We start from the raw sequence: 12,587 nt of genomic DNA on the forward strand, positions 1-12,587 counted from the left end.
GCGGCGCCGCGCGCTCCGTTGCCGTTGCACGGAGGATGCGGTGCCGCGCCGCTCAATCCGCGACGCTGCGCGTCGCTCGTCAGCCGAGCCCATCTTGTCCGAATTCGCTTCCCCCGCCGGCGCGCATGAGCCGGCCGTCAACTGGCGCGCGATGTCCGCCGTGCTGCTGGCCGTCGCGCTCGCGACGCTCGACACCGCGATCGCGAACACCGCGCTGCCCGCCATCGCGGCCGACCTGCATGCGTCGCCGGCCGCGTCCGTGTGGATCATCAACGCCTATCAGCTCGCGATGGTCGCGACGCTGCTGCCGTTCGCGTCGCTCGGCGACATCGTCGGCCACAAGCGCGTGTATGTCGCCGGGCTGGCGGTGTTCACGCTGGCGTCGCTCGGGTGTTCGCTCGCGTCGACGCTGCCGACGCTGACGGCCGCGCGCATCGTGCAGGGCTTCGGCGCGAGCGCGATCATGAGCGTCAACGTCGCGCTGATCCGTGGCCTGTTTCCCGCGCATCGGCTCGGGCGCGGCGTCGGTTTCAACGCGCTCGTCGTCGGCGTGTCGTTCGCGGTGGGGCCGACGATCGCGTCGCTGATCCTGTCGGTGGCCGCGTGGCCGTGGCTGTTCGCGGTGAACGTGCCGCTCGGCGTGTGCGCGCTCGCCGTGGCGATTCCGTCGCTGCCGCAGACGGCGCGCGGCAAGCATGCGTTCGATCCGGTTGCGGCGCTGTTCAACGTGATCACGTTCGCGTCGCTGATCTTCGCGCTCGGCGAATTCGCGCAGCGCGGGCCGCTGACGGTCGTGTTCGCGGCGGCCGCGATAGCCTTCTCGTTCGGCTGGCTGCTGATCCGCCGCCAGGCCGGGCATCCGGCGCCGATGCTGCCGGTCGACCTGTTCCGCCGGCCCGTGTTCACGCTGTCCGCGCTGACCGCCGTGTGCGCGTTCGCCGCGCAAGGGCTCGCATTCGTGTCGCTGCCGTTCTATTTCGAAACCGTCCTGCATCGCAACGCGGTCGAAACGGGGTTCCTGATGACGCCGTGGTCGGCGATCGTCGCGCTCGCCGCGCCGATCGCGGGGCGGCTGTCGGATCGTTATCCGCCCGGGCTGCTCGGTGCGATCGGCCTGGCGTTGCTGAGTGCGGGCATGGTGTCGCTCGCCGCGCTGCCGGTGTCGCCGGGCGTCGTCGATATCGGCTGGCGGATGATGCTGTGCGGCGCGGGCTTCGGCTTCTTCCAGTCGCCGAACCTGAAAGCGCTGATGTCGAGCGCGCCGCCCGAGCGCAGCGGCGGCGCGAGCGGGATCATCGCGACCGCGCGGCTGATCGGGCAGGCGACGGGCGCGGCGCTGGTTGCACTGTCGTTCGGGATCGCGGGGCGCCACGGGCCGACGCTTGCGTTGATGCTCGGGGCGGGCTTTGCGGGCGCGGCGAGCGTCGCGAGCGGCCTGCGGCTGTTCGCGCCGTCGCATCGGGCCGGCGCACCGGTCGTGTCGGAGCGCGTAAAGGAACCGGCGACGGAGTAGGGCACGGCACGATCCAAGCCGGCGCACGGCAACCATCGCCGCGCGCCGGTCTTCATGCATCGCTCAGAACCCGCCGGACTTGATCAGCTGGTTGAGGTTCGCGATGTTCAGGCTGCCGAAGCCGGTCGTCGGATCCCAGCCGGTGCCTGCGTTGTAGCCGTACCCCTGATAGCCGTTGTTCCCCGACACGACGTCATAGCGCACGAGCGACGGGTTCGCCGGAATGTCCGCGTAGAAGTTGCCGGCAGGGAAGCCGAGGCCCGTGCCGTTCGCCGCGAGCAGCCGCGCCCAGAAGCCCGTGAAGATCGGCGCGGCGAGGCTCGTGCCGCCGATCTGCTGCAACTGGCCGTAGTTGTAGATGTACGCGCCCGTGCTCTGCGCGGCGTCGAACGACACGTCCGGCAGTTGACGGTTGCTGCCCGACTGCCACGCCGGCGCCGGCAGGATCGTGCTGACGCCCCCGCCCGTCGCCCACAGCTTGCCGTTCGAATCGAGCCCTTCGTTCCACACCGTCTCCTTCGAGAACGCGCCGGCCGACGTCGTGTAGAGCGTCGTGCCGCCGATCGCGAGCACGTGCGGCGACGAAGCCGGCCACGACACCGTGTAGTTCGCGCCGTCCGGGTAGCCGCGGTTGTTGCACTCGTACACGCCTTCGTCGCCGGACGATACCGAGAACGTCTGGCCCTGCGCGGCCGCCGTCGTGAAGATCTGTTCCTCGGCGTCGAGCGTGCCGTCCGCGTTCGCATCGGTTTCGCACCAGCCGAGCGAGACGTTGATCACCTTCGCGGTGTTGTCCGACACCGCACGGTTGAACGCCTGCGTGAGGCCCGTGTTGCCGGCGGCGTTGAGGTCCGCCATGTAGAACACCAGCTTGCCGACCTGGCCGCCGGCCGAGCCGACGATCGACTGGCTGTCGAGATCCCATTCGCCCTGGCCGTCCTGGTCGTCGGTGTAGCTGCCGCCCGTGCCGTTGGTCTTGACGGTCTGCGTCGCGACCGTGCCGTAGCCGTTGCTCGACGTGAACTGCTTCAGGTCCTGCAGCGTCTGCGATACGCCGCCGATCGTGATGATGCCGACGGTCACGCCGGCCGCGGTCGGCACGCCGGTCGCGTTGTAGAGGCCCGGGAATTCCTTCGGGTAGTGGCCCGTCGCCGTGCCGGCCGCGAGCGCCTGCGGCTTCGCCACGTTGCCGACGCGCAGCATCGGCCGCGCACGCGCGACACTTTGCAGCCCGAGCACCGAGCCGACGACGTCGCCGAGTGCACGCGGCACCTGCGCGGTCGACGTGTTGGCGAAGCCCGAGCGGCCCGCGTACTGGAAGTGCACGAGCGACGTGTTGAACGCGGTCTTCACCGTGCCAGCCGTGCCGTGCGCGGAAACCAGCAGCCGGTTCGGCGCGACTTCGACGTTCACGAAGCCGCTCTTGTGCAGATAGTCGACGACCGACTTCACCTGCGCGTCGGTCGGCGCGTAGTTCGCGAGGAACTGCTCGTGCGTCAGGTACTGGCGGTAATGCGCGCTGCCGGGCCGGTTCACGTCGCGCGCCAGTTGCTTGAGCTGGGCGGCGTTGCGCAGCTTCAGGCTGACGACGACGTCGGTCGTCTCGCCGGCCGCGAGTTCGAGCGACGGCATCGCACTGCGCGCCATCAACTGCGGGCCGGTCAGAAAGGCCTTCGTATGGGTATCGACCCAATCCGTCGCCGCGTGCGCCGCCGCGGCGGCGAACACGAGCGGTGCCACGCACGCAAGGCGGCGGGGCGACGGAAGGGGAAGGGCAAACCAGGCGTTCCTTTTCATCGGGAGTCCTTTTTTAGGAGAGGCGACGTTACTGGAACCCCCGGCCCTTGTGGGGCCGCGAGCGGTGACGAGCGTAGGGCGTCGGTGCCGTTCGGGTAGCTGCCAGTTTCCATAGCTGTCAGTTCTGACAACGGGGGCGCATGAGTGCATGCGCGGCGCCGTGCGCGCCGGGAGTGGCGGCGCCGGTGAGCGGAACCGGTTCGCGGTGCGAAGGCGTGGCAACGCGCGTCGCTCCCGCGCACGCGTCGCTCGTTGCAGCATCGGAATGTGCGCGGTCGCGGACGGGCGCGCCGCGCGGATGCATGGCGTTTGCGTGTCAATGGCTGCACGTCGGATCGCACTATGTGGTCATTGGAAGCGACTCGTCAGGAACCGATTCGCGCAGGGATGTGAACGGAGCCGGCCGACCCCGAACGTTTCCCGAACTGTGGAACGGCGCATCGGCCAGTCTTGCAGGCGGCTTTCGGATCGCACGTCGTAATCGTGAATTAGAGGAAAGACTCGAATTCGGCGTCGGCTCGAGCCGGTGCGGCGCACGTGGCGGTCGTGCAGAGATCGATCCGCGTGGTGCGCGAAATTGCGCCTTGACGTATGCCGATCAGCGGATATCCTTCGATTCATAACCGATCGGTTATGAATCGAAGGACGACATGCAAACTGCTCAGGACACGCTTTTCAGAACGCTTGCCGATCCCACGCGCCGCGCGCTTTTCGAGCGGCTGTGCGCGGAGGGGGAACTGACGGTTGCCGCGCTGACGGCCCATGCGGGCGTCTCGCAGCCGGCCGTGTCGAAACACCTTGGCGTACTGAAGCAGGCCGGGCTCGTGAACGACCGTCACGAAGGCCGGCAGACGCACTACAGCGCGCAGCCGAAAGCGCTGGCCCCGTTGATCGACTGGACGAGCCAGATGGCAGGCTTCTGGCAGAGCCGGTTCGATGCCCTCGAAGATCTGCTCAAAAGGATGGATCAGTAATGAACCGAGCCACTACCGAAACGCGCTCCGTCGTCGTCGACCGGGAGCTGCCCCATCCGCCGGAGAAAATCTGGCGCGCGCTCACGCAACCGCACCTGATCGAGGTGTGGCTCATGAAGAGCGACTTCGAGCCCGTCGCGGGCCATGCCTTCCATTTCCGCGCGGACTGGGGCTCGGTCGACTGCACGGTCCTCACGATCGAGCCGCATCGCACGCTGTCCTATACGTGGGCGGCGCACGGGCTCGACAGCATCGTGACGTGGACGCTCACGCCGACGCCGGCCGGCACGCACCTGCGCATGGAGCAGGTCGGCTTCCGCCCCGACCAGGAGCAGGCGTACCGCGGCGCGCAGTACGGCTGGGTACGGTTCTTCGACTCGCTCGCACAGGTGCTGTCGCGTCCCGACGAAGGCACGGAGGCCCGCGCATGAGTGCACCGGAGCTCACATCGTCGGCGCGCATCGATGCGCTGATCGCGGGCATCGCCGACTGGCGCGGCAAAACCTTGGCCGACGTGCGCCAGACGATCCTCGCGGCGCAAGCGGGCATCGTCGAGGAATGGAAATGGATGGGCAGCCCCGTCTGGTCGTGCGACGGGACGATCGCGGTCGCGAACGCGCACAAGGGCAAGGTGAAAGTGACGTTCATGCACGGCGCGCAGCTCCCCGATCCGGACAAGCTGTTCAACGACGGCCTCGACGGCAATGCGCGACGCGCGATCGATCTGTTCGAAGGCGACAAGCTCGACAAGCGGGCGTTGAAGAATCTCGTGCGCGCGGCGATCGAATACAACCGCACGCACCTGAAGAAAAACGCGCGAGGCTCGGGCGCGAAGGCGCGCGCAGACAAGGCGGCTTAAGGCACTTAAGGGCGCGTAAAGCCGCGTACAGCCACGTAAAGCACGGGCGAAAAAAAGCCCGACACGAGGTCGGGCATCCAAATCGGCCGCAACCGCCCGCGAGGCGGCTGCGGCGCCTGCAACGGCTGCGCGCTTACGCTGCGAGCAGCGAGCGCAGCACGAACGGCAGGATCCCGCCGTGCTTGTAGTAGTCGACTTCGATCGGCGTATCGATGCGCAGCAGCACCGGCACGCGCTGGGTTTCGCCGTTCTTGCGATGGATCACGAGCGTGACGTCCTGCTGCGGCTTGAAGTCGTCGCCGAGGCCTTCGATGTCGTACGTCTCTTCGCCGGTGATGCCGAGCGACTGGACGCTGTCCGCGCCCTTGAACTGCAGCGGCAGCACGCCCATGCCGACCAGGTTCGAGCGGTGGATGCGCTCGAAGCTGCGCGCGATCACGGCCTTCACGCCGAGCAACTGCGTGCCCTTCGCGGCCCAGTCGCGCGACGAGCCCGTGCCGTACTCCTCGCCCGCGAACACGACGGTCGGCGTGCCGGCGTCGACGTACTTCATCGCTGCGTCGTAGATCGACAGCTGTTCGCCGCTCGGCTGGTGGATCGTCAGGCCGCCTTCGACGCGCGTGCCGTCGGCCTTCGCCGGGATCATCAGGTTCTTGATCCGGACGTTCGCGAACGTGCCGCGCATCATCACGTCGTGGTTGCCGCGGCGCGAGCCGTAGCTGTTGAAGTCGGCCTTCTGCACGCCGTTTTCCTTCAGCCACTTGCCGGCCGGCGAATCTTCCTTGATCGAGCCTGCCGGGCTGATGTGGTCGGTCGTGACCGAGTCGCCGAAGATGCCGAGCGCACGCGCGCCCTTGACCGTCGGGATCGACGCAGCCGGCTCCATCGAGAAGTCGTTGCCGAAGAACGGCGGCTCGGCGATGTAGGTCGACTTCGGCCAGTCGTAGACTTCGCCCGATTCGCCCTCGATCTTGCTCCAGAGGTCGCCCTTCTTGGTCAGCTTCGAGTAGTTGTCCTCGAACTTCTTCGGATCGAGCGCGAACTTGAGCAGCGCGTGGATTTCGTCGCTCGTCGGCCAGATGTCGCCGAGGTAGATGTCGCGGCCGCCCTTGCCCTTGCCGACCGGCTCGGTCATCAGGTCGCGCGTGATGTTGCCGGCGATCGCGTACGCGACGACGAGCGGCGGCGACGCGAGGAAGTTCGCGCGGATGTTCGGGTGAATGCGCGCTTCGAAGTTACGGTTGCCCGACAGCACGGCCGCCGCGACGATGTCGTTCTTCGTGATCGCTTCGTTCAGTTCCGGCGTCAGGTCGCCCGCGTTGCCGATACAGGTCGTGCAGCCATAGGCCGCGACTTCGAAGCCGAGCTTCGACAGGTAGGGCAGAAGGCCCGTCTTCGTCAGGTATTCGGTGACGATGCGCGATCCCGGCGCGAGCGAGGTCTTGATCTTCGGATCGACCGTGAGGCCGGCCTCGACCGCCTTCTTCGCGAGCAGGCCGGCAGCCAGCAGCACGCTCGGGTTCGACGTGTTCGTGCACGACGTGATCGCGGCGATCAGCACGTCGCCGTTCTTCACGTCGACGCCGTTGCTCGTCGTGTACTGCGTGTTCAGGTCTTCCGCCTTCTTCGCGAAGCCGTTCTCCGCGACCGGCTTCGAGAACAGGTCGGTGAACGTCGACTTGACGTTGCCGATCTCGATGCGGTCCTGCGGGCGCTTCGGGCCGGCCAGCGACGGGGCAACCGTCGCCAGGTCGAGCGTCACCGTCTTCGTGTAGTCGATGTCGCCGGCCTTCGGGATGCCGAACAGGTTCTGCGCCTTGAAGTAGTTTTCGAACGCGGCGATCTCGGCCTTCGTGCGGCCCGTGCCTTCGAAGTACTCGATCGTCTTTTCGTCGACCGGGAAGAAGCCCATCGTCGCGCCGTATTCCGGCGCCATGTTGCCGATCGTCGCGCGGTCCGGCAGCGACAGCGACTGCGTGCCTTCGCCGAAGAATTCGACGAACTTGCCGACGACCTTCTCCTTGCGCAGCATTTCGGTGATCGTCAGCACCAGGTCGGTGGCCGTCACGCCTTCGCGCAGCCTGCCCTTGAGCTCGACGCCGACCACGTCCGGCGTCAGGAAATACACCGGCTGGCCGAGCATGCCGGCTTCCGCCTCGATGCCGCCCACGCCCCAGCCGACCACGCCGATGCCGTTGATCATCGTCGTGTGGCTGTCCGTGCCGACGAGGGTGTCCGGGTAGTACACGGTATCGGCGCCGTCGGTCTTCTTGTGGACGCCGCGCGCGAGATATTCGAGGTTCACCTGGTGCACGATGCCGACGCCCGGCGGCACGACCTTGAACGTGTCGAACGCCTGCATGCCCCACTTCATGAACTGGTAGCGCTCGTTGTTGCGCTGGAATTCCAGCTTCATGTTCAGGTCGAGCGCGTCCTTCTGGCGGAAGTAGTCGATCTGGACCGAGTGATCGACGACGAGATCGACCGGCACCAGCGGCTCGATCTTCTTCGGGTTCTTGCCCGTGCGCTCGGCGACGCCGCGCATGGCCGCGATGTCGGCCAGCAGCGGCACGCCCGTGAAGTCCTGCAGCACGACGCGCGACACGACGAACGGAATCTCGTCGACGCGTTTCGCGGTCGGCTTCCAGTTCGCGAGCTGCTCGATGTGCTCTTCGGTGATCTTCTTGCCGTCGTAGTTGCGCAGCACGGACTCGAGCACGATGCGGATCGACACCGGCAGGCGCTCGATCTTCGTCTTCAGTTCCTTGCCGAGTTGCGGCAGCGAGTAGAACTTGCCTTTGCCGGAACCGCTGTCGAATTCCTTGAGGGTCTTGTGGAGATTGTGGGCCATGGTGATTTTCCTGGGTTTGAGGCTAGGAAACAACGTGTCCTGTGGGGGCTATATCACATACAAGTCGACGTACTCATCGACCGGCATCGCGTTGAGCTTTGCCTGGTCCAGCGACACGTCGAGAATCGCTTGTTGCTGCTTGGCCGGGAAGCGGCGGGCGAGGTTGGTGCGGAATTTGTCGACCAGCAGCGGGATGCCGTCCGCACGGCGCCGCCGATGGCCGAGCGGGTACTCGACCGCCACTTCGGCAAGCTTCGATCCGTCCGTGAACTCGATCGTCAGCGCATTCGCGATCGATCGCTTGTCCGGATCGTGATAATCCTTCGTGAACTGCGGATCCTCGACGCACACGGTCTTCGCACGCAGCGCGTCGATGCGCGGGTCGGCCGCGGCCGCGTCTTCGTAGTCGGCCGCGGTCAGCCGGCCGAACAGCAGCGGCACGGCGACCATGTACTGGATGCAGTGGTCGCGGTCGGCCGGATTGGCGAGCGGGCCTTGCTTGTCGATGATGCGGATGGCGGCCGCATGCGTGCGGATCGTGATCCGCGCGATGTCGTCGGTCGTGCGGCCCGCCGCGGCGAGCTGCGCGTGCAGTTGCAGCGCGGCCTCGGCGGCCGTCTGCGCATGGAATTCGGCGGGGAACGCAATCTTGAACAGCACGTTTTCCATCACGTACGTGCCGTACGGGCGCTGGAAGCGGAACGGCTTGCCGTCGAACAGCACGTCGTAGAAGCCCCAGGTCTTGGCGGTGAGCGCCGACGGATAGCCCATTTCACCTGTTTTCGCGATCAGCGCGAGGCGCACCGCGCGGGACGTGGCGTCGCCGGCCGCCCAGGACTTGCGCGAACCCGTGTTCGGCGCATGGCGGTAGGTACGCAGCGCGTGCCCGTCGACGAACGCATGGGAGACCGCGTTGATCAGCTCGTCGCGCGTGAGCCCGAGCAGCCGGCCGACGACGGCCGTCGACGCGACCTTCACGAGCAGCACGTGGTCGAGCCCGACCGCGTTGAACGCGTTCTCGAGCGCGAGGCAGCCCTGGATCTCGTGGGCCTGGATCATCGCGACCAGCACGTCGCGCATCGTGAGCGGCTTCCGGCCGGCCGCGCGGGCCGTGCGGGAGAGCCAGTCGGCCGTCGCCAGGATTCCGCCGAGGTTGTCGGACGGATGACCCCATTCGGCGGCGAGCCAGGTGTCGTTGAAGTCCAGCCAGCGGATCATCGCGCCGATGCCGAACGCGGCCTGGACGGGATCGAGCTGGAAGGACGTGCCGGGCACCTTCGCGCCGTTCGGTACGATCGTGCCGGGCACGACCGGGCCGAGCAGCTTGGTGCAGGCAGGGTAGGACAGCGCCTCGAGTCCGCATCCGAGCGTGTCGATCAGGCAATGACGCGCCGTCTCCAGCGCGAGCGCGCTGTCGATGCCGGGGTTCAGCACGTAGTCGACGATGTCGACGAGTACCGTATCCGGAGCAGGGCGGGCGTTGGAGACCGGGGCGGACATCGAGGGGCCGGGAGGAACGTACTTAGTTCGTTGCCGGCTTCAGTTCGTTCGCCTGCGTCGGCGCTGCGCCGCCTTGTGCCATTTCCGGCGTGACGCATTCGTCAGCGAGGCGCTCGCCGCCATTTGCGTCGGAGAACAGCATCGCCTTGCTCGGGATCACGACCAGCTTGAAGCCTGCTGCCGGATCGTAGAACGTGTCGGCGCCCGTCGTCGTGGCCTGACGCGGCAGCTTGTAGTTCTTCTTCGCCCAGTGAACCGTGACGACCTGGTCGCGCTTCATGTCGCCGGCGAGGTCGAACGACAGACCTTCCTTGCAGGACCACTTGACCGCGCCGTCCGGTACCGGATCGACCTTGGCGGCCGCGCGTGCCTGCGCCTTCTTGCTGCGCGGGATGATGCGCTTGGCCGGCGCCGGGCGCTTGGCCGTGGCCTTCTTCGCGGTCGTGGTGGCCGTACCCTGGGCAAACGCGCTCGGAGCCGACACCAGCATCGTGGCGGACAAGGCGCCGATGGCGGTAGCGATCAGGAGTTTCTTCATGGAGTCAGAACCTTTCGATAATCAGTTGACAAGGGCCGGCAATCGAAACCGCCGGCCGGTTTGAAACTGCACGCGCCCCGAAAGCGCGCAGCGGCCGCTATTTTCACCTATTTGGCCGCGCATACATCAGGTTTTCGGGCTCCGTTACGTTTTTTGTCGTTTCGCAAACGTCTATCCGGTTCGCGAAACCGCGAATGCATGAAACTCGTGTATCGGCCGGCGGCGCACACTCAACGCGCGGCGCCTGCGGCGGCCGGCCCGAACAGCGGCGCGGCCTCGTCCGGTACGGGCTGGCCGGTGGCCCGCGCGCGGCGCAGCACCGACCAGTAATAACGATAACTCGCGCGATCGTGCAGCGTATCACCGTGGCGCGTCGGGCCCCAGTCGGCGGCCTGCGCGGCCAGCAGGATCTCGGCGGCCAGCGTGACTTCGTCGGTGCGCGGTGCGAACGCGTCGACGATCGGGCGGATCTGCGCGGGGTGGATGCTCCACATCCGCGTGAATGCGAATTCGTCGCGCGCGCGGCGTGCGTCGCCGGCGACGACGCCCATGTCGCGCACCTCCGTCGTCACGTTGTGCGACGGCGTCTTGCCGTGCGCGTGACAGGCCGCGGCGATTTCCAGCTTCGCGCGGCGTACGAGCGGATGGTCGAACTGGCCGGGCGAGCGCATCGCGGAATCGGGGATCGCGCCGTGGTGCGCGGAGACGAAATCCATCAGCCCGAAGCTCAGCGTGCCGACCGTCGGCAGCGCGGCGAGGGCGGCCGCCTGCGCGAGCGCGCCGTGCGTCTCGACCAGCACGTCGACCGCGATCGGCTGCGCGATGCCGAGCTCGCGGCGCGTGCCTTCGATGAACGCGGTCATTTCGGCCGCGTCGGCGGCGTTCGCGACCTTCGGCAGCGTGATGTAGGCGGGTACGCGGGATGCGCGCAGCACGATGCGCACGTCGTCGCGCCAGTGCGGGTGGGAAAAGTCGTGGATGCGGACGCCGACGCGGCCGAAGCGGTTCTCGGCACTGCCGAGCAGATCGGCGACGAGCACCGCGTGTGCGGCTTCCTGGCCGACGGCCGCGCCATCCTCGCAGTCGAACGTGACGTCGAACACGGGGCCCAGCTCGGCCTGCAGTGCGAGCGACTTGCGCATCAGCTTCTCGCTGCCCGCGTAGTGATCGCAGCAGGGCAGGATCGCGGGCGGTGACGCCCCGTCGTACAGCACTTGTGCAGGAGTGAGCGCGGCCATCTCGTCTACGTCAGGGAAGCGGGTCAACGTGGAGAAAATCGGATTCGGGCAGGTTCTGGGCCGGCGCGCGGCGGGCGCGGGCGGCAAAACGTGCGCGGATCGGATCGATCGGCAGGGCCGGCGGCGCACCGGCCCGTGCCGAAGCCGGGCGCCCCGAAGGCCGCCCGGCGCGATGCGTGAGGCTTAGTTCTTCAGCAGGTGGGCGACGCCGTCGCGCTCTTCGAGCAGCTCGGCCAGCGTGCCGTCCATCTTCTCGCGCGAGAACGCGTCGATTTCCAGGCCTTCGACACGCTTGTACTCGCCGTTTTCGCAGGTGACCGGCACGCCGTAGATGATGTCTTCGGGGATGCCGTACGAGCCGTCCGACGGGATGCCCATCGTGACCCACTTGCCGTTCGTGCCGAGCACCCAGTCACGGACGTGGTCGATCGCCGCGTTGGCTGCCGACGCGGCCGACGACAGGCCGCGCGCTTCGATGATCGCCGCGCCGCGCTTGCCGACGGTCGGGATGAACGTGTCGCGGTTCCACACGTCGTCATTGATCAGCTTCAGCAGCGATTCGCCTTCGGCGGTCGCGAAGCGGAAGTCGGGGTACATCGTCGGCGAGTGGTTGCCCCACACGGCGAGCTTCTCGATCGACGCGACCGGCTTGCCCGACTTGGCGGCGAGCTGCGACAGCGCGCGGTTGTGGTCGAGGCGCAGCATGGCCGTGAAGTTCTTCTTCGGCAGATCCGGCGCCGACTTCATCGCGATGTACGCGTTCGTGTTCGCCGGGTTGCCGACGACCAGCACCTTCACGTCGCGGCTGGCGACTTCGTTCAGCGCAGCGCCCTGAACCGTGAAGATCTCGGCGTTCGCCGACAGCAGGTCCTTGCGCTCCATGCCCTTCGAGCGCGGACGTGCACCGACCAGCAGCGCGACGTCTGCATCCTTGAATGCCACCTTCGGATCGTCGGTGATCACGACGCCCGCGAGCAGCGGGAACGCGCAGTCGTCGAGTTCCATCACGACGCCTTTGACGGCGGCTTGGGCTTGCGGGAGGTCGAGCAGTTGCAGGATGACCGGCTGATCCTTGCCGAGCAGGTCGCCGTTCGCGATGCGGAACAGCAGGGAGTAAGCGATTTGACCTGCGGCGCCGGTGACGGCAACGCGCTTTGCGGGCTTAGCCATTGAAAATCTCCAGGACGGGTGAAGCGTTGGACGCGAGCGAAAACGCCATTCTATGCGCGTTGTGCGTAGCGTTGCATTGAAGCAGGGCGGAGGACTCGCGATGGCGGACGCGGTGAACCTGGAGACGGCCGAGGCACGTAGCCGGGG

At 67.1% G+C, this 12,587-nt stretch carries 10 protein-coding genes; 4 read left to right on the top strand and 6 right to left on the bottom strand.

Features of this window, described 5'->3' with window-relative positions:
- The first annotated feature begins 94 nt into the window (after positions 1-94).
- The gene (locus WT97_RS17940) at positions 95-1,513 is read left to right on the top strand and encodes an MFS transporter (protein ID WP_082742251.1); all 1,419 of its coding nucleotides are present in this window, start codon (positions 95-97) and stop codon (positions 1,511-1,513) included.
- A 63-nt stretch (positions 1,514-1,576) separates the two neighbouring features.
- Here WT97_RS17940 and WT97_RS17945 read toward each other — a convergent pair whose 3' ends face one another.
- Positions 1,577-3,310, bottom strand: coding sequence for a protease pro-enzyme activation domain-containing protein (locus tag WT97_RS17945; protein WP_060353959.1), 1,734 nt, complete (start codon positions 3,308-3,310; stop codon positions 1,577-1,579).
- A 650-nt stretch (positions 3,311-3,960) separates the two neighbouring features.
- On the opposite strand from WT97_RS17945, the gene WT97_RS17950 reads away from it, so the two are divergent.
- The 3 genes from WT97_RS17950 to WT97_RS17960 are packed head-to-tail and all read left to right on the top strand — an operon-like array spanning position 3,961 to position 5,143.
- Positions 3,961-4,284, top strand: coding sequence for a helix-turn-helix transcriptional regulator (locus tag WT97_RS17950; protein ID WP_059501169.1), 324 nt, complete (start codon positions 3,961-3,963; stop codon positions 4,282-4,284).
- Positions 4,284-4,715, top strand: a complete 432-nt coding sequence (locus WT97_RS17955) for an SRPBCC domain-containing protein (protein ID WP_060353960.1) — start codon at positions 4,284-4,286, stop codon at positions 4,713-4,715. Before WT97_RS17950 ends, WT97_RS17955 begins: the two co-directional genes overlap by 1 nt.
- Entirely contained in the window at positions 4,712-5,143 is a 432-nt protein-coding gene (locus tag WT97_RS17960) for a DUF1801 domain-containing protein (protein ID WP_060353961.1), read from the top strand. The genes WT97_RS17955 and WT97_RS17960 overlap by 4 nt, the downstream gene beginning before the upstream one ends.
- Positions 5,144-5,276: 133 nt before the next feature.
- On the opposite strand, the gene acnA is transcribed toward WT97_RS17960, so the two are convergent.
- The 5 genes from acnA to WT97_RS17985 all read right to left on the bottom strand — a co-directional run bounded on the left by acnA (position 5,277) and on the right by WT97_RS17985 (position 12,440).
- A complete protein-coding gene (acnA, locus tag WT97_RS17965) occupies positions 5,277-7,994 on the bottom strand; it encodes an aconitate hydratase AcnA (protein ID WP_059501166.1) in 2,718 nt (905 codons plus the stop codon).
- 48 nt (positions 7,995-8,042) lie between these two features.
- Positions 8,043-9,494: a bifunctional 2-methylcitrate dehydratase/aconitate hydratase gene (locus tag WT97_RS17970; RefSeq protein WP_060353962.1), complete on the bottom strand. Its 1,452-nt coding sequence runs from the start codon at positions 9,492-9,494 to the stop codon at positions 8,043-8,045.
- Between the two features lie 22 nt (positions 9,495-9,516).
- Positions 9,517-10,032, bottom strand: a complete 516-nt coding sequence (locus tag WT97_RS17975; protein ID WP_059501164.1) for a hypothetical protein — start codon at positions 10,030-10,032, stop codon at positions 9,517-9,519.
- A gap of 230 nt (positions 10,033-10,262) precedes the next feature.
- A complete protein-coding gene (locus tag WT97_RS17980; RefSeq protein WP_060353963.1) occupies positions 10,263-11,270 on the bottom strand; it encodes a CoA ester lyase in 1,008 nt (335 codons plus the stop codon).
- A gap of 183 nt (positions 11,271-11,453) precedes the next feature.
- Positions 11,454-12,440: a malate dehydrogenase gene (locus WT97_RS17985; protein ID WP_006487742.1), complete on the bottom strand. Its 987-nt coding sequence runs from the start codon at positions 12,438-12,440 to the stop codon at positions 11,454-11,456.
- Positions 12,441-12,587: the final 147 nt, after the last annotated feature.

The sequence above is a fragment of the Burkholderia sp. MSMB1459WGS genome (genome assembly GCF_001534535.1).
Classification (GTDB): Bacteria; Pseudomonadota; Gammaproteobacteria; order Burkholderiales; family Burkholderiaceae; genus Burkholderia.

Bases quoted from the DNA above. Each gene is read 5' to 3' on its own strand.
- WT97_RS17945 (WP_060353959.1), bottom strand. From the start codon at position 3,310: ATGAAAAGGAACGCCTGGTTTGCCCTTCCCCTTCCGTCGCCCCGCCGC.
- WT97_RS17950 (WP_059501169.1), top strand. From the start codon at position 3,961: ATGCAAACTGCTCAGGACACGCTTTTCAGAACGCTTGCCGATCCCACG.
- WT97_RS17955 (WP_060353960.1), top strand. From the start codon at position 4,284: ATGAACCGAGCCACTACCGAAACGCGCTCCGTCGTCGTCGACCGGGAG.
- WT97_RS17960 (WP_060353961.1), top strand. From the start codon at position 4,712: ATGAGTGCACCGGAGCTCACATCGTCGGCGCGCATCGATGCGCTGATC.
- acnA (WP_059501166.1), bottom strand. From the start codon at position 7,994: ATGGCCCACAATCTCCACAAGACCCTCAAGGAATTCGACAGCGGTTCC.
- WT97_RS17970 (WP_060353962.1), bottom strand. From the start codon at position 9,494: ATGTCCGCCCCGGTCTCCAACGCCCGCCCTGCTCCGGATACGGTACTC.
- WT97_RS17975 (WP_059501164.1), bottom strand. From the start codon at position 10,032: ATGAAGAAACTCCTGATCGCTACCGCCATCGGCGCCTTGTCCGCCACG.
- WT97_RS17980 (WP_060353963.1), bottom strand. From the start codon at position 11,270: ATGGCCGCGCTCACTCCTGCACAAGTGCTGTACGACGGGGCGTCACCG.
- WT97_RS17985 (WP_006487742.1), bottom strand. From the start codon at position 12,440: ATGGCTAAGCCCGCAAAGCGCGTTGCCGTCACCGGCGCCGCAGGTCAA.